The sequence below is a fragment of the Arthrobacter sp. efr-133-R2A-120 genome, assembly GCF_030209835.1.
GTDB lineage: Bacteria > Actinomycetota > Actinomycetes > Actinomycetales > Micrococcaceae > Arthrobacter.
Map to the genome: position 1 here is coordinate 49,869 of NZ_JARVRF010000022.1, position 21,715 is coordinate 71,583.

Genomic DNA, 21,715 nt, shown 5'->3' on the forward strand with positions numbered 1-21,715 from the left:
ACACTTTCACCGGCCAGGAGTTTCCATGACCACCATTGATCCAGTCGAGGAGCGGACAACGGCTGTCCGCCCCGACGAGCAATCCGGCTACAAGAAGGGCCTTTCCAACCGCCAGGTCCAAATGATCGGCATCGGCGGCGCCATCGGCACGGGACTCTTCCTCGGCGCCGGCGGACGCCTGGCCTCAGCCGGGCCCGTCCTCCCCGTTGTCTACGCGATCTGCGGAGTGTTCGCCTTCTTCATCCTCCGCGCCCTCGGCGAGCTGGTCCTGCACCGCCCGTCATCAGGCTCCTTCGTCTCCTACGCTCGGGAGTTCTATGGCGAAAAGGCAGCGTACATCTCCGGGTGGGTGTACTCACTGTCGTGGGCGCTCACCGCGATCGTGGACATTACCGCCGTCGCCGTTTACCTGAACTACTGGACCGCGTTCAGCAGCGTCCCGCAATGGATCCTCGCGCTGGCGGCCCTGCTCGTGGTCACCGGCGTCAACCTCATCTCCGTGAAGCTATTCGGCGAACTGGAATTCTGGTTCGCCATTATCAAGGTTGGCGCGCTCGTGGCGTTCCTCCTGGTGGGCGGCATCTTCCTCGCCGGCAACTTCCCGGTCGCCGGACACCAGCCCGGGCTCTCCCTGATCACCGACCACGGCGGCCTGCTGCCCAACGGGCTACTCCCCGCGGTCATCATTGTGCAGGGCATTGTGTTCGCTTACGCCGGCATCGACATGATCGGCGTAGCCGCCGGCGAAACCAAGGACCCTAGGAAGATCATGCCCAAAGCGGTCAACGCGGTCATCTTCCGGATCGCCATCTTTTATGTGGGCTCCACTGCCCTGCTGGCGATGCTGCTTCCGTATAGCTCCTATAAGGCCGGGGAGTCCCCGTTCGTAACCTTCTTCGCCAGTATCGGCGTGCCCGGTGCGGGCGACGTGATGAACTTCGTGGTCCTCACCGCCGCGCTATCCAGCCTCAACGCCGGGCTCTACTCCACCGGGCGGATCTACCGCTCCATGGCCCAGACCGGGACGGCACCCCAATTCATGAAACGGATGAGCCGCGGCGGGGTGCCCTACGGCGGAATCCTCTTCACCGCTGCCTTCACTCTGCTCGGCGTGGGGCTCAACGCAGTTGTTCCAAAGATGGCCTTCGAAATCACCATCAACGCCACCGCGCTAGCCATCCTCTGCACTTGGGCAACCATCATTTTGTGCCAACTGAAACTGTACAAACTGTCCAAAGCGGGACTGATGCCGCGGCCAGCCTTCCGGCTCTTCGGTGCGCCTTGGACCTCCTACCTGACCTTGGCGTTCCTGGCAGCGGTGCTGGTCCTGATGCTGTTTGATTTCCCGATCGGCACGTACACGGTGGCCTCCCTGGCAATCATCATCCCGGCCCTTATGGCCGGCTGGTACTCCGTGCGAAGGCGCGTCAACGAACTTGCCAGGACCCGGCCGCCGACCAACGCCATCCCGGTAGCGGGGGCCACAGCCCAGCAATCACCGGCCCAGTCTTCCACCACGCGGCTCAACAACGAGGAGCACACACCATGACCACCGCAGCAACGCGTCCCGCCAACGCCCTGACCCAAAAACCTGCCGACATCAGCCGGGTAGCGAGCGATGACGATGCGTCCTTCCTCCGCGACTTCCGCAGCCTCTCGACCATCGGCGAAACACCCGGCCACGGCGTGGACCGCCAAGCCGGCACCGCGGCGGACGCACAAGCACGTACCTGGTTCACCTCCCTCGCCTCCCAGTACGGGTTCCGTACGGAAACGGACCAAGTTGGAAACCTTTTCGCGCTGATCGAATGGAACCCCGGCGCACCCTACGTCCTCGTGGGCTCGCACCTGGACAGCCAGCCGACCGCCGGGAAGTACGACGGCGCGTACGGCGTTGCCGCGGCCCTTCACGCCGCCCGCAGGCTGGCGGACCGGGCAGCCTCGAAATCGTCCGACGGCGGCAACGGGCCAGCGGTTCCCAAGTACAACCTTGCCGTCGTTGACTGGTTCAACGAGGAAGGCTGCCGCTTCGCCCCGTCCATGATGGGAAGTTCCGTCTACACAGGAAAGCTCCCCGCCGACGTCGCGCTGTCCGTTACGGACACCGCGGGTACCAGCGTGCGCGAAGCCCTTACCGAAATCGGGCACCTAGGAAGCGGCGATGGCCCCGCTGCCGCCGCCTATGCGGAGATCCACATTGAACAGGGCCGGTCGATGGAGGACTCCGGCACCACGATCGGCCTGGTCCACGCCTGCTGGGCCGCTGCGAAATACACGGTTACCGTCCACGGCGAGCAGGCACACACGGGTTCAACCGTCATCGCCGACCGCAAGGACGCCCTGCTGGGAGCGTCGCGCCTAGTGGTTTTGCTGAGGGAAATCGCGGACCACTTCAGCGGTGCCGTGCTGCACACCTCCGTGGGTCAGTTGACGGTGTATCCGAACTCGCCCGTTGTGGTGCCGTCCCGGGTGGACCTCGTGATGGACTTGCGGACCGCCGATGAGGGCGTCCTGGCCGCTGCCAAAGCCCTGCTCCGCTCCGGTATAGCCGCCATCGAGACGGAGGCCAACGTCAGCATTGAGGTCGAGGAGTCCCACGCCTGGGGCATCAACCCCTACCAACCCGCGGGTGTGGCCTTGGCCGCCGAATGCGCAGCCGAACTGGGCCTCAGCAACCGCCGAGTGTTCACGCTCGCCGGGCACGACTCAATCAACATGAAGGATGTCGTCCCTACGGTCATGCTGTTCGTCCCCAGCGTGGATGGCATCTCCCACAATGAGCGCGAATACACGAACGACGACGACGCCTGCGCCGGCGTAGACATGCTGACCCGCGTAGTTGAGAGGCTGTGCAACGGAGACCTCGACGATGCCGCGTCACCCGAACCCGGCTCCCGGCTGGAGGGCAACAAGTGACTGGCCGGATCAAGGTGGCCGTCCTTCAGGCGACCGGTCTGGTCAACTCACCGCAGCAAAACCTGAACAGGCTTGCTGCCCGAGCGCAGGAAGCAAAGGCACTGGGCGCGGACCTTCTGGTAACCCCCGAACTGTTCATCAGCGGTTACGCTCCCGGCCTAGTCAACAGCACCGACGGGACAGTCCAGCGGCGGCAGATCGCCGACATCGCCTTATCCGCAGGCCTGGCGATCGTGGGTTCCACAGTCGAACACGACCGGGAGCGGCGCTACATCTCGGCGTCCTTCTTTGATCGCGACGGTGCCGAACTGACCCGCTACCGCAAGCAGCACCTCTTCGGGGCAGTCGAGAAGGAAGCGTTCGACGCCGGGGAGGCACCCCCCGCCGTCGTCGGCTTCGACGGAGTCAACGTTGCCCTCGGAATCTGCTTCGACATCGAGTTTCCCGAGTTCGCGCGTGCCGCGGCCGTCGCGGGAGCGGAACTGCTCTGCATTCCGACGGCGGTCCCCTTGCGTGAAGGCGGCCAGTCCGACGCACACCCGTTCGACACCCGGCTGATTCCGGCGATGGTGGTCCCCACCCGAGCCCTCGAAAGCCAGCTGTTCATTGCGTACGCCAACCACACCGGCCCGCACTTCGCCGGCCTGAGCACCATCGCCGATCCGTACGGGCGGCACCTTGCGGCCGCCGGTGACCATGCCGCGCTTATCGTCGCGGACGTTGCCGTGTCCACTCTTCGCCAGGCCCGGCTGGACACCGACTACCTCTCCCCGTTCATCAACAGCGCAGCCAGCGCCCACCCCCAATAAGGACCCACGTGACCATCGCAGCCACCAGCACGCCGACTGCAAAACTGAGCATGCTCATCCCAGATTTCCCGTTCCCCTACGATGACTACATCACCCATGAAGCGGGAATCGGTTCCGTCCCGGCCGACATGTACGGCACAGAAGTGGCCGTTGTGGGCGCCGGGCTGTCAGGGCTCGTCGCAGCCTACGAACTCATGAAAATGGGACTCAAGCCGGTTGTGTACGAGTCCTCAAGGATCGGAGGACGCCTCCGTGGAGGCACCCAGCCGGGCAAGTCCGGACCGGTGGCGGACCTGGGCGGGATGCGCTTCCCAAAGACCGGCACCTCGTTCTTCCACTACGCGGATCTTGTTGGCATCGAAACCCAGCCGTTCCCCAACCCGCTGACGCCTGCTGCCGGAAGCACCGTGATCGAACTTGGCGGCACGGCCCACTATGCCGAGAGGCCCGACGATCTGCCTGGGTTCTTCCGGGACGTCTCCAACGCGTGGGACGACTGCCTGGAGGAACGCGCCCACTTTAGCGCCATGCAGGAAGCCATCCGCACCAGGGACCTCGCCACGATCAAGAGGCTCTGGAACGAATTGGTTCCCCGCTTCGACGACATCTCCTTCTCCGGTTATCTGGCCACGTCAAAGGCGTTCGCGTCCCTCCCGTTCGAATACCGGGAGGCCTTCGGCCAGGTCGGGTTCGGAACGGGCGGCTGGGACACCAACTTCCCGGACAGCATCCTGGAGATCCTCCGCGTCGTGTACGTGGATGCCGACGCGGACCAACACCGGATCATCGGCGGGGCGCAGCTCCTGCCGGAACGCCTCTGGAACCATGCCCCCTCCGACCTGGCGCACTGGCCAGAAGGCACAAGCCTCGCGTCCCTTCACGGCGGGCACCCGCGGCCCGGCGTCGCTTCCATCCGGCGCCTTCCTGGCAGTGGGGGCGCAGCTGCAGCGGTCGAGGGACCCATCGCCGTCACGGACAAGTGGGGACAGTCGCGGGAGTATCCGGCGGTCATTGCGACGTGCCAGAGCTGGCTGCTCTCGGCGCGCATCGACGTCGACGAGTCGCTCTTCAGCCACAGGCTCTGGACGGCGATCGAGCGTAGCCACTACATGCAGTCCTCCAAGACGTTCGTAGTGGTCGACAGGCCGTTCTGGAAGGACATCGACCCGCAGACCGGCCGCCAGCTCATGAGTACCACGCTCACAGACCGGCTCACGCGCGGCACCTACCTGCTGGACAACGGCCCCGACCAGCCCGCCCTGATCTGCTTGTCCTACACCTGGAACGACGACGCCCTGAAGTGGTTACCGCTTGATGCCGACGAGCGAGTCCGACTTATGCTGCACTCCCTGAAGCAGATCTATCCCACCGTGGACATCGCCTCGCACATCATCGGGGATCCAATCACGGTCTCCTGGGAAGACGACCCCAACTTCATGGGTGCCTTCAGTGACAACCTCCCAGGGCATTACCGCTACCAGGAGCGGCTTTACACGCACTTCATGCAGGAAGGAATGGACCCGGCCCACCGCGGCATCTATCTGGCCGGCGACGGCATCTCCTGGACCGGCGGCTGGGCCGACGGAGCCGCGACTACGGGCCTCAATGCCGTGTGGGGCGTCATGACGCAGCTGGGCGGCAAGACCAATCCGGAAAACCCGGGCCCGGGCGACCGCTTCGACGAACTCAAACCCGTTCGGCTTCCCTGACCTCCCCGGGCAGGCTGTTCATCGGCCCCGACTCACGCATCGGCCGTATGGGGCCCCGTCTTAAAGGGGCTCCATACGGCCGTGCCCATGCCAATGGGTAGCACCGGATGAACGGGCGGCTCTGGGCGGTTATTCGGCGCGGGGCCTTGATGCCGCCAGGCGGCTCGAATCGGGCAGTGTTGCCACGAAAACGTCGGTCGCGCTGATGTCCGCCAGTGCCTTGCGCCGGGTGTCGTCGAGGTATCCGACGTGGTTTTGGAATGCCGCGCGGGCGGCTTCCGGGTCCTGGTCTGCGATTGCCTGGTAGATGGCCGTGTGTTGCGCCCAAACGGCTTCGCGGTCCAGCAGATCGACGAACACGGTGTTGGTGGCCGGCCGCATGAGATGCACCGACATCATGGCGAGTTCGAGAATCTGGTTCTTTGCGGCCCTGGTGATCGCTGTGTGGAACTCAATGTCTAGCTGGAGCCATTCAGCGAGATCGAGATCGGGGTTCGAAGCGAGGTGTATCGGTTGGTGGATGGCCTCGAGGTCGTCCTCGGTGCGCCGGCGTGCGGCCAGGTCGACGCACTGCATTTCCAGCACCCAGCGGGCCTCGTCCACGTCGTGCAGGGAGACGTTGCCGGCCCGGTACCACAAGCGGATCGCGTCACTGAGCTGTTCGGCGACGGTCTCAGCATCAGGCACCGCAACATAGGTCCCTCCACGGCTTCCGCGGGAAGAGACGACGAGTCCTGTTGCCGCCAGGATCTTCAGGGCTTCCCTTGCGGTGGCGCGCGCAACATCGAATGATTCCGCCAGCTCCAACTCAGAGGGCAGCCGCTCCCCCGGCAGCCATTGGCCTACGCTGATCGCCCTTCGCAGCTGGCGGGCAATTTGCCCGGACGCGTCCTTGCGGCCGAGCTGAACCGGCACGAACTCTTCTGGCATCGCTAAACGCACCTTGCCTTCACATCGGTGGAAACCCCTTTACAAGGAAAGGATACTCCTTGCATAATGTCCAAAGTTAGACATTGACTTTTCCCCCCAACGATCGTTGCGGGAGCCACCCGATCCACCCCTTGGAGAAACCGATGAGTTTGAAGATCAGCACAGCGTTGGGGATCGCTGCACTCGTGTCCGCTATTTCCCTCAGCGCCTGCACCGCACCTCCCAAAACCGCAACGGATACCCCCGCCACAGCCGCAGCATCGGGATCGGCGGCCAGCACCGAAGCCATGAGCAACACCCTTAAGTTCGTCGATGCCGGGACCAAGGCGCCAGCCGGGAAAAAGGTGGCCTACCTGGCAGAATGCGCTGCCGCCAATGCCTACTGCCAGACCCGGCAGAAGGGGGCGCAGGAGACAGCCGCCAAAATGGGTGTCCAATTGACCGTCTTCGACGCGAACTTCGACCCGGCCGCCCAGTTGCAGCAAGTCCAGGACGCCGTGCAGCGGGGATTCGACGGATACATCTTCTCGCCCGTCGCGGACGCCCCCGGATGCTCGGACTTCCACCTGCTCCAGGCCAGCGGCAAGCCCGTCAGCACCATCAACAGCCCCATGTGCGGCAACCCCGACTACACACCGGAGACTGCCGGATTCGTCGGCATGCAGACCACCCGGTTCTTCACCGAGCACGTCGAAACGCCTTCAAGTCCTGCACCGCGTCCTGCAATGCGGTCGCCGTCGGAGGCTTCGTCGGATCAGACCTGTTCACCCGATGGGAAGCCGCGATCAAGACAGCGGCCGCGAAATACCCGAACGTCAAGGTTGTCTCCGACCAGCCAGGGAACTTCGATCCCGCCAAGGCTCTCTCGGTGGTCCAAGACGCGATCAGCGCGAACGGCAAGATCGACCTCGTAATTTCCTCCTGGGATGACATGACCCGCGGCGTGGAACAGGCCGTTCACGATGCCGGGAAGACCCCGGGGAAGGATGTGCGCATTTACAGTGTGGGCGGCACCACGGCAGGCGTGGCCAGGGTTTCCGCCGAGGCTTGGACGTCAACATCGGTCCTGCTTCCGTATGAGGAATCCTCATATGGAGTCGCCCAGCTTGTCCGTGCCCTTTCCAGCGGCGAAAACACCCCAGGGTTCGCTTACCTGGCCCAGGCACCCGCCGTCACGCAGGGACCAGGCTCGATCTTCATCACCGCAAGCAACGCCAACAAGTTCCACCCGGAGTACTGACATGCGGACCCACGCTCCATCCACCGCCGCCGACGCGCTCGTCGTCCGCGGATTGAACAAGCAGTATGGGGATGTCCAGGTCCTGAGGAACGTCTCCCTTACGGTCAGGGCAGGTGAAGTCCATGCCCTTGTCGGGGAAAACGGTGCAGGAAAATCTACGCTGATCAAGACCGTGGCCGGCGCCGTCCACCAGGACAGCGGAACGGTCAGTATCTGGGGCCAGGAGCTCGACGGCGGCCAGCCCGGCAAGGCTGCCGCCGCGGGTCTCGCGGTGATCTACCAGGAGCTGACCATTGTTCCGGAAATGACAGCACTGGCCAACGTGTTGCTCGGAAGGCCACCGCGAAGGTTTGGTTTCATCGACCGCCAGGCCGCCCTCGCCCAATACCGGGAGGCCGCCGCAGCGGCCGGCACCTCCATACCCGCAGCCACCCGGGCCGGGGACCTGTCCACGGCCAATCAGCAGATGCTCGAAATCATGCGGGCCCTGGCCAGCCACCGTCGCCTGATCGTCATGGATGAGCCCACGGCCTCGCTTGGACCGGAAGACAGCCGTTCCCTCCACAAAGCCATCAAGGAACTGACCTCCGCCGGATGCTCGGTTGTCTACATTTCCCACAATCTCGACGACGTCCTGGACATCGCCGACACGGTCACCGTGCTGCGCGAGGGCGCCGTGATCGACAGCAGAGCAACAGCCGACTGGGATAAACCTTCCCTGATCGTCGCGATGCTCGGCGGCACCCCGGCCGAGGTCCAACCCACCGCCCCGGGACACACCAAGGGCAGGATCGCCCTGAGCGTCCGCGGGCTGACGGCCCTAGGCGTCGATCTGCCGGCACTGGATATCCGCGAAGGCGAGATCGTCGGCCTGGCCGGACTCGTCGGTTCAGGACGCACCAGGTTTCTGCGGACCCTGGCGGGTGCGAACCGGCACACAACCGGAACCCTCACGCTCGACGGAAAGCAGGTTCCTTGGCCCCGTTCCCCCCGGGACGGCATCCGGCGCGGGATCGCGCTGGCCCCGGAGGACCGAAAAGAACAGGCCCTGGTTCTGGACCGCAGCGCGGCGTGGAACATTGCCCTGGGCCAATTCGCCAAGGCAGCGGGCCGACGTCCCTTCCGGAACGGCGCGCTGGCCGGATGGGCAAGTTTTGGCGCTGCGCGGATGGGGTTCAACCCGAACCGACTGAAGGGGCCCGCAGGGACCCTGTCGGGCGGAAACCAACAGAAACTCGTGCTGGCCCGATGGCTGGACCGCGGACTCGGTTGCCTGCTCCTGGATGAACCAACACGGGGCATCGACATCGGCGCCAAAGCCCAGATCTTTGCCACGGTCCGCAAGCTGGCCGACGAGGGGCTGTGCGTCATCTGGTGCAGCAGCGACCTGGACGAGGTCACCAGGTACAGCGACAGGATCATTGTCCTGGCCTCCGGCCGGGCGGTCGCGGAACTACCGGCGGGCTCCACCGTCCAGGACATCCTCACCCACACCTACACCGCGCCGGCGCCCGGAAGCGTCGGGCCCACAACAACAGATATGGCAGCATCATGAGCACGACAACACTTCAAAAGAACAGGATGTCTCCGCCCGGGCAGACGCCCCGGATGGGTCCAACCCTTCGCCGGTTCGGCGTCCTGGCGGCCTTGCTGGTCCTGGTCGCCCTCATCAGTTTCGCCCAACCGGGCTTCCTCGCCGGCGGTAACCTGATGAACATCGTCAGCCAATGGGCACCGGTCGCCATCATGGGAATCGGCATGACGTACGTGGTCATCACGGGCGGTTTCGACCTCTCCGTCGGGGCCATCTACTCCCTTACTGCCGTCATCGCCGCGACCGTTGGCCGGACGGAGGCCCCGATCGTGGCGTTCGCCGCAGCGGCCGGAGCCGGTATCCTGGCAGGGCTCGTCAACGGCTGGATCGTCACCGGGCTCAAGGTCAACCCGTTCATCGCTACCCTCGGCAGCTCCCTGATCATCTCAGGCACCACCCTGGTCATCACGGGAAACCGGGCCGTCGTCGTGGGCTTCGCCCCCTTCCAGGAACTCGGCAGCGGGCGGCTCGCCGGCATCCCGTACTCGGGAATGCTCCTGATGATCCTGCTTCTGCTGGCCGGCTGCATCCTGGCATTCACGCCCTACGGGCAATCCGTCTACGCGGTCGGAGGGAACCAGGAAGCCAGCCGACTCGCGGGTATCCGAACCCGCGGCGTCGTGGCCAGCACCTACACGCTCTCGGGGCTGTGCGCCGGCATCGCCGGTGTCGTCACGGCCTCGCAACTGGGATCGGCACAGCCCAACCTCAATCCGAACCTGGTCTTCGATGTCCTGACCGTTGTCATCGTCGGCGGCACGTCGTTGACTGGAGGAAAAGGCGCCATCTGGCGGACCGCCGTCGGCGTGGCAATCCTGGCCACTCTCCAGAACGGCTTCAACCTCCTGGACGTCGATTCGTACTACCAGAACATCATCAAGGGCATCATCATCATCGCCGCCCTGACTCGGCTCCCCGGAATCCTGCCCGCGCTCAGACTGCGCCGCCCCAACTCCTCCAAATAAGAACCAGAAACCACCAAGGAATCACCATGACCATCACGACCATCGAAGAACTGACCATTGCCGAGGTCCACGATGCACTCCTCGCAGGAACGTACACCGTGCGGGACCTCGTCGAGGCGTACCTGGAACGCATCCGCACCCTCGACGCCGAGGGGCCGGCACTGAACTCCATCGTCACCGTCTCCAGCACCGCCCTCGACGAAGCCGACGCGCAGGACGCCTACCTCGCCGCGAACGGCAAGCTCTCCGGACCACTCCACGGGGTTCCCGTCGTGGTCAAAGACCAGATCGAAACCGCCGGAATACCCACAAGCTTCGGCAGCGCCGCAACCGGCGCCTACACAGCCGCCCAGGACGCGACCGCGATCGCCCAGCTGCGTGCAGCTGGCGCGATCATCCTCGCCAAGACCACCATGCCGGACTTCGCCACATCCTGGTTCTCCACTTCCTCCAGGAGCGGGATCACCCGGAACCCCTACGACCTGGCCCGCGACCCGGGCGGATCCAGCAGCGGCTCCGCAGCCGCCGTCGCCGCCAACCTCGCCCTCGTGGGCATCGGCGAAGACACCGGCGGGTCCATCCGGTTGCCTTCTTCCTTCTGCAACGTCGTCGGACTCCGCGTCACGCCGGGCCTGATCAGCCGGACCGGGATGTCTTCCCTGGTCGTGCCGCAGGACACGGCCGGGCCCATCACCCGAACCGTCACGGATGCCGCCGTCGTCCTGGATGCGCTCGTCGGCTTCGACCCGAAAGACCCTTACACCGCGGCGTACGCCATTGCCCGCCACTCCGGTACCTACGCCGAAGCCGTGACCAAGAACGCGCTCACCGGCAAACGCATCGGTGTGCTGCGCCAGGCCTTCGGCCCCGATTCGGACGCAGAATCGGCGGAAGTCAACGACGTCATCCGCCAGGCCCTGGCTGCCGTGGAAGCGGCAGGAGCCCAGCTCGTCGATGTGGAAGTACCGAACCTGAACGACTACGTCGCCGACACCTCGGTGTACTTCTCACGGTCCCGGCAGGACATGAACGCCTTCATCGCCAAACGGCCCCAACTCGGCATCGACTCGATCGAACAGCTTCACGCGGAGGGCAAGTTCCACGAGAAGCTGGATCTGTTCGTCGGGATTGCGACCGGTCCGGCGACGGCAAAAGACGACCCCACGTACCCGGACCGGGTGGCCCTCCAAGGCGACTTCCAGCGACTGGTGGCGGGAATCATGGCCGAACAAAAGCTTGACGCCATCTGCTTCCCGGACGTCAAACTCGCAGCCCCGAGCCACGAAGACATCTTCGCCGACCGCTGGACATGCCTGACCTACCCGACCAACACCGTCATCGCATCCCAGCTATTGTTCCCCGCCATTACCGTTCCCGCCGGATTCACCAGCGGCGGGCTGCCCGTCGGACTGGAAATCATGGCGCTGCCCTACTCCGAACCGCAACTGCTCGGACTGGCACACGGGGTCGAGAAGGCTACCGCGGCACGCAAGGCACCCAACCTGTCCCGGGTGACAGCGTGAAAGGCAAGACCTTGATTCCCCAGCTGACACTCAACTCGGACATGGGCGAGTCCTACGGGATCCACTCCTTCGGAAACGACGAAGCCCTCCTGCCCCTGGTCGACTCCATCAACGTCGCCTGCGGCATGCATGCAGGAGACCCTGGCACCATGAACCGCATCGTCACCCAGGCCGCCTCCGCCGGTGTCCGCATCGGCGCCCACCCCGGCCTGCCGGACCCCGTAGGCTTCGGACGACGCGAAATGGCTTTGCGGAAAGACGAGGTCCGGGACTTGGTCCGTTACCAGGTCGGTGCCCTATGGGGATTCCTCGACTCCACTGGCGTACCCCTGAACCACATCAAGCCCCACGGAGCCTTGTTCGCCATGCTCTCCAGAAGCGAGGAACTGATGGACGCCCTCTGCGATGTCGCTGAGCAATTCAACGTGCCGGTCTACGGACTCCCGGGAACCTGCCACGAAACAACCGCGGCACGCCGGGGAATCCCGTTCATCGGCGAACTGTATGTGGACCTTGACTACAACGCCGACGGCACGGTGATTGTCAACCGCTCAAGCCACGAATCCGGGATCGCACAAGCCGTTCAACGCACCCACCGATACCTGGAGGAGGGAACGATAGCTTCGGTGACGGGTGAAACCGTCATCGTCAGGGCGGACACCATCTGTATCCACTCCGACCAGGCAAATTCCGTTGAACTGGCCACCGCAGTCCGGGACGTCCTCAACACCTGATCCGCGCCCACCAAGCCCGCCAAAGCCGGGTGCCTGCCAAACCCAGGCACCCGGCTTCGCCATATCAAGAACGGTTGGTGTTTTAGAAGATATTGCCTCTAATTGATCGGTGCAGGGGGCTGTTCACCGCTGAGCACGGCGAGTGCGTTGTCGGCGGCCAGCATCGCCATCGCGGTGCGCGTCTCCACTGTGGCGGAGCCCAGATGCGGCACGAGCACCGCGTTCTCCAGCTCCAGCAATTCGGGATGGACCTGGGGCTCACGCTCGAAGACGTCCAGCCCGGCACCGGCGATGACGCCCTCGCGAAGTGCAGACGCGAGGGCTGCTTCGTCGACGATCGGTCCGCGCGCGGTGTTGACCAAGAACGCCGAGCTCTTCATTGCAGCGAGTTGCTCGGCGCCGATCAGATGATGCGTGGTAGGCCCGTACGGGCAGTGCAGCGAGACGACGTCGGACACAGCCAGCAACTCGTCGAGGTCGACCCGCCGTGCGCCCAGCTCGGCGGCGATCACCGGATCGAGCTCACTGCGCGACTGATAGACGATTTCCATGCCGAAGGCCTTGGCCCGGCGCGCGGTCGCCTGCCCGATGCCGCCCATGCCGACGACCCCGAGGATCTTCCCTTGCAGGCTGGACCCGAGCAGGAAGAACATCCCCCACTTCCAGGCCTGGCCGGAGCGGATGAGCCTCTCCCCCTCGCCGAGACGGCGGGTCGCCATGAGGATGAGGCCCATGGCGATGTCGGCTGTGGCGTCCGTGAGCACCCCTGGCGTGTTGGTGGCTACGATGCCCCGTTCCGTGCAGGCCGGGACGTCGATGTTGTCATAGCCCACCGCGACGTTCGCGACGACCTTGAGCTGCGGGCCGGCGGCGTCCAGCAGCTCGGCGTCGATGCGTTCGGTGAGCAGGCTCACCACGGCATCTGCCCCGGCTACGCGGCGCAGGAGCTCCTCGCGGCCGATCGACTCCGAACCAGTCCACGCATCGACCTCGTGCTCGGCGCGAAGCTTTTCGATCGCGGTTTCGGGAATACGTCCCGTGACGACGACCCGGCTCATGCCGTCTCGATCCACTCGCGCAGGCGGCCCAGGCCCTCGCTGATATCCGGCACCTCGATGCCCGAGTACGCGAGTCGGATGTATTGCCGCTGCTCACCGGGCAGGCGGCGGCCGAAGTGCTCACGCGTGCAGAAGGAAACGCCGGTCTTGTACAGGGCATCGGCGGCGAAGTCTCCGACTGCCGTGTATCCCATGCGCTCCATCGCCTCGGTGACATCAGGGAACAGGTAGAACGTCGATTGCGGCACGGCGACGCGCATGCCCGGGATGGAATTCACGAGCTCGCAGGCGGTGTCACGACGCTTCTGCAGGACGTCAAGCATCTGCTGCACGGATTCCTGGGGGCCGCGGAGTGCTTCGACGCCGGCCCACTGCACGTAGTGCGTCGTGCAGGACTCATCGTTGGTGTTGAGCGTGCTGAGCACCTTGGCGATCTCGAGCGGTGCGACGGCGCAACCGAGACGCGAGCCGGTCATCGCGAACTTCTTACTGAACGTGTAAAGGATGACGGTGCGCTCGGCCATGCCCGGAAGAGATGCGACTGAGCTGGAAACGCCCTCATAGCGGGTCTCGAAGTACGCCTCGTCGGAGAGCACCCACAGGTCGTTTTCTATCGCGAGCTGTGCGATGGCCTCCCGCTCGGCCGCCGTCGACTCGGCCGAGATGGGGTTTTGCAGGTCGTTGTAGATGATGGCGACGGTATTCGGGGTGATCGATGAGCGCACCTGGTCGAGGTCGATCGAGAAGCCCTCGCTCGTGGGCAGGTAGCGGTACGGCACAGCCGTGCCGCCAAGGTACTCGATCTGCGATTCGTAGATCGGGAAGCCGGGGTTCGGGTAGAGCACTTCCTGGCCGGGGTTCATGACCGCCTGTAGGAACTTCGTGATGACGGGTTTACCTCCCGTCATCACGACGACGTTGTCCGGGGAAAGGTCGATGCCACGGCGCGGGCCGATGTCATCGGCCAGTGCTTCACGCAGTTGGGGAATGCCCGGGCCGGGGCAGTAGCCCGTGTAGCCGTCCGCGATTGCCCGGTTCATTGCTTCCACGATGTTCCCGGCAGTGGGGATGTTGATGTCACCAAGATGGAAGGGGTACACACGGTTCCCCTTCGCCTTCCAGGCGGCCGCGGCCTGGGCGACGCTGAAGGCGGTTTCGGTGCCCAGTCGTTCGAGCCGGTGCGCGAGTTGCTGCATACTGTTCCACTCCTCGTTGAGTTGACTATCAATTCTCCGGCGAATTTCAGATCAAGTTTAGGACTAATATATCAAACCATGAATTAAGATATACGAACAGTCTCAAGGGGAACAAAGCTTCTTATTTACGAGACAAGTCGTCCTCTGGCGCGAGGTCCGGGACGGGCGTAGCGTCGGTTACATCCACGCGGGAGCGGCGAAAGTCAGCCCGCGCCCCGCGCGGCCCATAATGCATTCGTATGAAGGAGCCGGCAGTGGCTGGATGGAATGCTGACACGGCGGCTGGACCCCTTGGGTCAGGCACAGTGACTTTGGTTGAAGGATCGTCCTTCTGCATTTCATCGGCCAATGGAGACATCCATCCCGAACTCCCGCACGGGGTCTTTCACCTGGATACCCGCATCCTTTCCCGCTGGAATCTCACTATCAACGGCAAGCCCCTCGAACCCCTGGCTGCTGAAACAAAGGAACCGTATCGGGCCCTATTCGCTGGCCGCCTGCAGCTCTCGGATGGGTATGCGGACAGTCCATTGATCGTGGAACGGCTGCGTGAGGTGGGGGCAGGGATCCGGGAGCGGATCACCATCCGCAATTACTCGGCTGAGCCGGCTGAGTGCCAGATTGTGCTGGCCATTGAGGCGGATTTCGCCGACTTGTTCGAAGTGAAAGAGGCACGGATCCAGCGGCGCTGGGCGGAGACACGCGATCAGGACGGCGACTCGCTGGAAATCCAGGCCAGGTGGCAGGACGTCAGGAAGGGCGTAGTCGTCAAGGCGGATGGGGCCAATGCCACGGCCGACGGGCTGACATTTGAGATAGTGGTCCCGCCCTATGGGCAGTGGAGTACTCGATTGAATGTTGTGCCCACGGACAACGGCGCTCGCCCCGACGCACCGTTTGTTCATCCGGCGCCTGGCGAAATGTCTCCGAGTGACCGGCGTCGTCAAGAGTGGGTGGCGAAGATTCCGGCGCTGCAGATGGGCAACCGTTCCATCCAGCGGACGCTGCGGCGGAGCTACGACGACTTGGGAGCGCTGAGAATCGAGGACCCTGGGCATCCTGAACGGGTGGTTGTCGCCGCTGGAGCGCCCTGGTTCATGACCCTGTTCGGTCGTGATTCGCTCTGGGCTTCGGAAATGTCGCTTCCTGTGGATCCTTCCTTGGCACTGGGAACTCTGAAGACGCTGGCTGACCGCCAGGGCACCGTTGTGGACGTGATGAGCGAAGAGGAGCCCGGCAAGATCCTGCATGAGGTGAGGCTTGATGTCTCCAGCGGGCTGGCGCTGGGCGGCAAATCCGCCTACTACGGAAGCGTCGACGCAACTCCGCTGTTCGTGGTCGTGCTGGGGTCCGTCAGTCGCTGGGGTTTTGACAAAGAGACCATCGCCACCCTGTTGCCCAACGCTGACCGTGCCTTGGAGTGGATCCGCGAATACGGGGACCGGGACGGGGACGGCTTTGTCGAGTATGAGCGCCTCAACGATCATGGGTTGGTCAATCAGGGATGGAAGGATTCCTGGGACGGCATCAACTTCGCCGACGGAACCCTCGCGGAGCCACCGATCGCACTGTGCGAGGTCCAGGCCTACGTCCACGGCGCATACGTCGCGCGCTCCTGGATGGCATACGACGCCGGCGACCTCGCCTTGGCAGCCGAACTTCGAGACCGGGCCGCGACGCTGAAGCGGCGGTTCAACGAACAGTTCTGGCTCCCGGACAAGGGGTACTACGCCATCGCGTTGGACCGCGATAAGCGGCCGGTGGATGCCTGCGCTTCCAATATGGGCCACTGCCTCTGGTTCGGCCTTGTGGATGAGGACAAGGCGCCACAAATGGTCGAGCGTCTGATGTCCCCGGAGATGTTCAGCGGATGGGGCGTACGGACCCTCGCCAGCGACATGCGGGCGTATAACCCTGCCAGCTATCACAACGGGTCGGTCTGGCCCCACGACAACGCGCTCATTGTGGCAGGGCTGCTTCGGTATGGGTTTGTGGAAGAGGCACAGCGGATAGCGACTGCCCTGCTGGAAGCGGCCGAATACTCGGGCGGTCGATTGCCGGAGCTGTTCTGCGGCTTCAGCCGCGACCAGTTTGCCGAACCCGTGCCCTACCCCACGGCCTGTTCGCCACAGGCTTGGGCCGCCACCACACCGATCCTGCTGGTGACCAGCCTGATGCGCTACGACGCACACATTTCCCAAGGGGGGCTATGGCTGGACCCTGTACTGCCGGATTCCTACGGCAAACTGCACATCACGAACGCGCCTATGGGCTCCGGCCGGATCACCATCGACATATCCGGTTCAGCAGCCTCCGTTCAGGGCATACCGGAGGGCTTGGTGCTCCACCGCGGGCAACGGCCGTGGATAACCGATCTCGTGGAGCAAGCCAAACTGCATCCGGAAAAATAGGGAATGGAGGACCAACCGGTCACCGCGAAAGGCGAGCGACCGGCGTCGTACATAGCGGCAGCGCGAGGCGCCGGGCAGTGTGATCCGGCAGAGCAAGGCGCCGGGCAGTGTGATCCGGCAGCGCAAGGCGCCGGACGGTGTGATCCGGCAGCGTGCGTAAAAGGGCCCCCGCCCCTCACCGCCGCAAAGCCGCGGCAGCAGAACGCGGGGAATAGCACGCCGAGGATCAGCGCCGTCCGGCGCCAACCACAGCGCCGCACCCCGGAGGCGGGAGGAGGGTGCTGGTCTTCTCTAGGCAGCAAACAGCGCTGAACGGACGGCCTTTTCGAAGCCGTCGACGTGAATTCGCGCCAGTTCTGCAGCCCTGGCCTCGTCGCCGTCGATCACCGCATCGAGAAGATCAAGGTGTTCATGCACGTGGCGGGAAAGATCAGGCAGGCGATCGAGGACCATGCACCAGATCCGTGTCGCCAGGTTGTCGTAGCGGATCAGCACATCCTCCAGGTGCGGATTTGCCGCTGCCGCATAGATCCCCTGGTGCACGCGGGCATCAAGTCGGAGCGTCTCCACCACGGAGGCGCCGTTGATCTCGAATGACTCGACTGCACGCATCACGGAGCGCAAGTTCTCCCTGGCTGCCGGTGTCGCAACCCGAGCCGCCCGCGCGGCCGCCAGTGGTTCGAGCTGGGCGCGGATCTCCGAAATAAACGCCAGATCGGTCACCTCTACGCGCATGGCGAAAGTTCCCCTTCGCGGATAGCTGATGACCAGACGGTCCAACTCGAGGCGCTTCAACGCTTCCCTCACAGGAGTGCGCCCCATGCCAAGGTCCCTCGCCAGCGCATCGTCGTTCAACAAGTCGCCCGGCCTGATGTCCAGCGTCAGGAGCCTGTCGCGTATCCGCTCGTAGGCCACTTCAGCCAGGGACCTCGGACTGGCGGCATCCACCACTTCCAGCGCTTCAAATACCACGGTACCGACCTTTCGCGTCCAGCCAAACGGACTATTGACCTCACTCGAACTCCAGTATACGCTAGTTCCCAGTATGATATATCAGTAGCTGACTTGAAAATATATCTTTAGGAGGAGACATGACGCTCGTGGAGACGACTCCAACACAAAGCACACTTCCGCAGGCGAGTGCCTCTGAAGACGACCGTTCCCGGAAGTTCGTGCTCACCCTGTCGTGTATTGAACGCGCCGGCATCGTACAGGCGGTCACCACCTTCCTGTTCGAACGTGGTTTCAACATTGAAGAGCACCAGCAGTTCGACGACGGACTCCGCCAGACACTGCACCTGCGCACAGCGTTTTCCGGATCCCCGGAGTACTCACCGGAAGCGCTCGAAGAAGAGTTCCGGGCGATCGCTGAGCGTTTCGACATGAAGTTCAGCTTCCATGACCAGACCAAGCAGCGCGTCCTCGTCATGGTGTCCAAGTTCGGGCACTGTCTGAACGACTTGATTTTCCGCTGGCGCGGGGGCAGCCTGGGCGGGGACCTGGTGCTGGTAGTTTCCAATCACGGAACCCACCGGGCCATGGCCGAGGCTGCCGGGCTTCCATTCGTACACATTCCGGTGACCCCGGACACCAAGGCGGATGCGGAGCGGCGCCTGCTCGAACTGGTTGACGAGTACAACATCGATTTGGTGGTTCTCGCCCGCTATATGCAGGTTCTGTCCGACGAACTGAGCCGCGCCCTGGAGGGCCGAGCGATCAACATCCACCACTCATTCCTGCCCGGCTTCAAAGGTGCCCGTCCTTACCACCAGGCGTACGACCGCGGCGTCAAGCTGGTGGGTGCCACGGCGCACTATGTCACCGCGGATCTTGATGAGGGACCGATCATCGAACAGGAAGTGATCCGCGTAGACCACAGCTATGGGCCGACTGCCCTTTCCACGGTCGGGCAGGATGCCGAGGCGCTCGCGCTTTCCCGCGCCGTGCGCTGGCATTGCGAGCACCGCGTGCTGTTGAACCAAACCAGCACCGTCGTCTTCCGCTAGCCGACGCCCAACAACAAGCAGCAGCAGTAGCCCACACACGAGAAATAGCAGGAGAAACCACATGGCATCGACGCCACGCATTGTCATCATCGGAGCTGGGATCGTCGGCACCAACCTGGCAGATGAACTGGTAGCCCGCGGCTGGAACAGCATCACTGTCCTGGACCAGGGACCGTTGAACATGCCGGGGGGCTCCACGTCCCACGCCCCGGGGCTGGTCTTCCAGACCAACGCCTCCAAGACCATGGCAACCTTCGCCAAATACACGGTGGAAAAGCTCCTGTCACTCACCGAGGACGGCGTCAGCTGCTTCAATCAGGTGGGCGGACTGGAAGTCGCCACCACCGAGACCCGCCTCGCCGACCTCAAACGCAAGCTCGGCTACGCTGCATCCTGGGGAATCGAAGGCAAGATCCTTTCCCGCGAAGAGTGCAAGGAGCTCTACCCGCTCATCAACGAGGAAGACATCCTTGGGGGCCTCCATGTACCCAGTGACGGGCTGGCCCTCGCCGCCCGCGCAGTCCAATTGCTGATCAAGCGCACAGAGGCAGCCGGGGTGGAGTACCGCGGCTCCACCACCGTGACCGGGATCGAGCAGACCGGCCGCCGCGTCACGGGAGTCCGCACCTCCGACGGCGTCATCCCTGCGGACATCGTTGTCTCCTGCGCGGGCTTCTGGGGTGCCAAGATCGGCGAAATGATCGGCATGTCCGTCCCCCTTCTGCCGTTGGCCCACCAATACGTCAAGACAACTCCGGTGCCGGCACAGGAAGGCCGCAACGAACTACCCAACGGCGCTTCCCTGCCGATCCTGCGCCACCAGGACCAGGACCTCTACTACCGCGAGCACGGCGACCGCTACGGCATCGGCTCCTACGCCCACCGCCCGATGCCGGTGGACGTCGAGGAACTCGGCAGCTACGCGCCGGACAGCATCAGCGAACACAACATGCCTTCCCGCCTTGACTTCACCCTGGAGGACTTCCTCCCGGCCTGGGAGGCGACTAAGCAGCTGCTTCCGGCCCTGGCGGAAAGCGACATCGAAGACGGCTTCAACGGCATCTTCTCCTTCACCCCCGACGGCGGCCCTCTGGTGGGCGAATCCAAGGAGCTCGATGGCTTCTTCGTCGCGGAAGCCGTGTGGGTGACCCACTCGGCCGGCGTTGCACGCGCTGTCGCCGAATTGCTGACCACGGGCAAGTCCCGGATCGACCTGGGCGAATGCGACATCCACCGCTTCGAAGACGTCCAGCTCACCCCCGAATACGTCAGCGAAACGTCCCAGCAGAACTTCGTGGAAATCTACGACGTCCTGCACCCGCTCCAGCCCAAGCTCTCCCCCCGCAACCTCCGCGTCAGCCCTTTCCACGCCCGCCACAAGCAACTGGGAGGATTCTTCCTCGAATCCGGCGGCTGGGAACGCCCCTATTGGTTCGAAGCCAACGCCGAACTGCTGAAGGAAATGCCGGCCGAATGGCAGCCCCCGGCCCGCGATGCCTGGTCCGGAATGTTCAGCTCGCCCATCGCCGCTGCCGAAGCGTGGAAGACGCGCACCGCGGTGGCAATGTATGACATGACGCCGCTCAAGCGCCTTGAGGTCTCCGGCCCCGGAGCACTCAAGCTGCTGCAGGAACTGACCACCGCGGACCTGGACAAGAAGCCAGGCGCCGTGACCTACACCCTCCTGCTGGACCACGCAGGCGGCATCCGAAGCGACATCACGGTGGCCCGCTTGAGCGAAGACAGGTTCCAGCTCGGGGCCAACGGAAACATCGACACCGCCTACTTTGACCGGGCCGCGCGCCACCAGACCGAAAGCGGCTCCGCGAGCGACTGGGTCCAGGTGCGTGACACGACGGGCGGCACCTGCTGCATCGGTCTCTGGGGCCCTCTCGCCCGGGACCTCATCAGCACGGTCAGCAGCGACGATTTCTCCAACGACGGCCTGCGCTACTTCCGGGCCAAGAATGTCGTCATCGGCGGAATCAACGTCACCGCCATGCGCCTGTCCTACGTCGGGGAGCTCGGCTGGGAGCTTTACACCAGCGCGGACAACGGCCAGCGCCTCTGGGACGCGCTGTGGAAAGCGGGGCAGCCCTTCGGTGTCATCGCGGCCGGCCGGGCCGCTTTCAGCTCGCTCCGGCTTGAAAAGGGTTACCGCTCCTGGGGCACCGACATGACCACAGAGCACGACCCCCTCGAAGCAGGCCTCGGTTTCGCTGTGAAGATGGCCAAGGATAACTTCGTCGGAAAAGCCGCTTTGGAAGGCCGCACCGAGGAAAACTCCGCCCGCCGCTTGCGCTGCCTGACCGTCGACGACGGACGCAGCATCGTCCTGGGCAAGGAACCGGTTTTCTACAAGGACCAGGCAGTCGGCTACGTCACCAGCGCCGCCTACGGCTACACCGTTGCCAAGCCGATCGCCTATGCGTACCTCCCGGCGGCCGTCTCCCTCGGTGACTCCGTCGAGATCGAGTACTTCGGACGACGCATCCAGGCCACCGTCACGCCCGATCCGCTGTACGACCCAACGATGACCAGGCTCCGCGGCTAGCACCACGGCCATCCAAAGGCTCGCGGTCCGGACTCATCCTCGCAACCAGAGTCCGGGCCGCTGTCTTTCC

General features: G+C 64.1%; 17 protein-coding genes and 1 pseudogene. 13 read left to right on the top strand and 5 right to left on the bottom strand.

The genetic code is table 11. From position 1 onward, the window contains the following. Nucleotides 1-25: 25 nt before the first annotated feature. Genes QRN52_RS12510 through QRN52_RS12525 form a run of 4 tightly spaced genes read left to right on the top strand, consistent with a single transcriptional unit; the run spans nucleotide 26 to nucleotide 5,434 of the window. A complete protein-coding gene (locus QRN52_RS12510) occupies nucleotides 26-1,549 on the top strand; it encodes an amino acid permease (RefSeq protein WP_284753047.1) in 1,524 nt (507 codons plus the stop codon). After that, a complete protein-coding gene (locus tag QRN52_RS12515; protein ID WP_284753048.1) occupies nucleotides 1,546-2,916 on the top strand; it encodes a M20 family metallo-hydrolase in 1,371 nt (456 codons plus the stop codon). Before QRN52_RS12510 ends, QRN52_RS12515 begins: the two co-directional genes overlap by 4 nt. After that, a complete protein-coding gene (locus QRN52_RS12520; RefSeq protein ID WP_284753049.1) occupies nucleotides 2,913-3,725 on the top strand; it encodes a nitrilase-related carbon-nitrogen hydrolase in 813 nt (270 codons plus the stop codon). Before QRN52_RS12515 ends, QRN52_RS12520 begins: the two co-directional genes overlap by 4 nt. A gap of 50 nt (nucleotides 3,726-3,775) precedes the next feature. Beyond that, a complete protein-coding gene (locus QRN52_RS12525) occupies nucleotides 3,776-5,434 on the top strand; it encodes a flavin monoamine oxidase family protein (RefSeq protein ID WP_284753074.1) in 1,659 nt (552 codons plus the stop codon). A 129-nt stretch (nucleotides 5,435-5,563) separates the two neighbouring features. Here the strand turns inward: QRN52_RS12525 and QRN52_RS12530 are convergent, their stop codons facing one another. Together QRN52_RS12530 and QRN52_RS12535 are read right to left on the bottom strand one after the other, a co-directional pair. Further along, the gene (locus QRN52_RS12530; RefSeq protein ID WP_284753050.1) at nucleotides 5,564-6,364 is read right to left on the bottom strand and encodes a FadR/GntR family transcriptional regulator; all 801 of its coding nucleotides are present in this window, start codon (nucleotides 6,362-6,364) and stop codon (nucleotides 5,564-5,566) included. A gap of 76 nt (nucleotides 6,365-6,440) precedes the next feature. Continuing rightward, nucleotides 6,441-6,653: a hypothetical protein gene (locus tag QRN52_RS12535; RefSeq protein WP_284753051.1), complete on the bottom strand. Its 213-nt coding sequence runs from the start codon at nucleotides 6,651-6,653 to the stop codon at nucleotides 6,441-6,443. Here QRN52_RS12535 and QRN52_RS23950 point away from each other — a divergent pair. The 6 genes and pseudogenes from QRN52_RS23950 to QRN52_RS12560 form a co-directional block, all read left to right on the top strand. Then, a pseudogene (locus QRN52_RS23950) lies at nucleotides 6,652-6,975 on the top strand (sugar ABC transporter substrate-binding protein); the annotation flags it as partial. The gene QRN52_RS12535 and the pseudogene QRN52_RS23950 overlap by 2 nt on opposite strands. Beyond that, nucleotides 6,915-7,604 (top strand): sugar ABC transporter substrate-binding protein, encoded by a 690-nt coding sequence (locus QRN52_RS12540; RefSeq protein ID WP_284753052.1) that lies wholly within the window; start codon nucleotides 6,915-6,917, stop codon nucleotides 7,602-7,604. The pseudogene QRN52_RS23950 and the gene QRN52_RS12540, both read left to right, overlap by 61 nt. A 1-nt stretch (nucleotide 7,605) precedes the next feature. Next, nucleotides 7,606-9,159, top strand: a complete 1,554-nt coding sequence (locus tag QRN52_RS12545) for a sugar ABC transporter ATP-binding protein (RefSeq protein ID WP_284753053.1) — start codon at nucleotides 7,606-7,608, stop codon at nucleotides 9,157-9,159. Further along, complete coding sequence (locus QRN52_RS12550) at nucleotides 9,156-10,163, top strand: ABC transporter permease (protein WP_284753054.1); 1,008 nt, start codon at nucleotides 9,156-9,158, stop codon at nucleotides 10,161-10,163. Before QRN52_RS12545 ends, QRN52_RS12550 begins: the two co-directional genes overlap by 4 nt. A 26-nt stretch (nucleotides 10,164-10,189) precedes the next feature. Continuing rightward, nucleotides 10,190-11,686, top strand: coding sequence for an amidase (locus tag QRN52_RS12555; protein WP_284753055.1), 1,497 nt, complete (start codon nucleotides 10,190-10,192; stop codon nucleotides 11,684-11,686). After that, nucleotides 11,683-12,420 (top strand): 5-oxoprolinase subunit PxpA, encoded by a 738-nt coding sequence (locus QRN52_RS12560; RefSeq protein ID WP_284753056.1) that lies wholly within the window; start codon nucleotides 11,683-11,685, stop codon nucleotides 12,418-12,420. The genes QRN52_RS12555 and QRN52_RS12560 overlap by 4 nt, the downstream gene beginning before the upstream one ends. Before the next feature lie 98 nt (nucleotides 12,421-12,518). On the opposite strand, the gene QRN52_RS12565 is transcribed toward QRN52_RS12560, so the two are convergent. Continuing rightward, nucleotides 12,519-13,478, bottom strand: a complete 960-nt coding sequence (locus QRN52_RS12565; protein WP_284753057.1) for a 2-hydroxyacid dehydrogenase — start codon at nucleotides 13,476-13,478, stop codon at nucleotides 12,519-12,521. Continuing rightward, entirely contained in the window at nucleotides 13,475-14,674 is a 1,200-nt protein-coding gene (locus tag QRN52_RS12570) for a pyridoxal phosphate-dependent aminotransferase (RefSeq protein ID WP_284753058.1), read from the bottom strand. Before QRN52_RS12570 ends, QRN52_RS12565 begins: the two co-directional genes overlap by 4 nt. A gap of 254 nt (nucleotides 14,675-14,928) precedes the next feature. Here QRN52_RS12570 and QRN52_RS12575 point away from each other — a divergent pair, with 254 nt between their 5' ends. Beyond that, a complete protein-coding gene (locus tag QRN52_RS12575; RefSeq protein ID WP_284753059.1) occupies nucleotides 14,929-17,085 on the top strand; it encodes an amylo-alpha-1,6-glucosidase in 2,157 nt (718 codons plus the stop codon). A 291-nt stretch (nucleotides 17,086-17,376) separates the two neighbouring features. Here QRN52_RS12575 and QRN52_RS12580 read toward each other — a convergent pair whose 3' ends face one another. After that, entirely contained in the window at nucleotides 17,377-18,057 is a 681-nt protein-coding gene (locus tag QRN52_RS12580; protein ID WP_284753060.1) for a GntR family transcriptional regulator, read from the bottom strand. Nucleotides 18,058-18,176: 119 nt separating this feature from the next. Here QRN52_RS12580 and purU point away from each other — a divergent pair, with 119 nt between their 5' ends. Then, nucleotides 18,177-19,091 carry a formyltetrahydrofolate deformylase gene (purU, locus tag QRN52_RS12585; protein ID WP_284753061.1) on the top strand — a complete coding sequence of 305 codons (915 nt, stop codon included), beginning with the start codon at nucleotides 18,177-18,179 and terminating at the stop codon, nucleotides 19,089-19,091. A gap of 61 nt (nucleotides 19,092-19,152) precedes the next feature. Then, the gene (locus tag QRN52_RS12590) at nucleotides 19,153-21,645 is read left to right on the top strand and encodes a GcvT family protein (protein ID WP_284753062.1); all 2,493 of its coding nucleotides are present in this window, start codon (nucleotides 19,153-19,155) and stop codon (nucleotides 21,643-21,645) included. Nucleotides 21,646-21,715 lie beyond the last annotated feature (70 nt).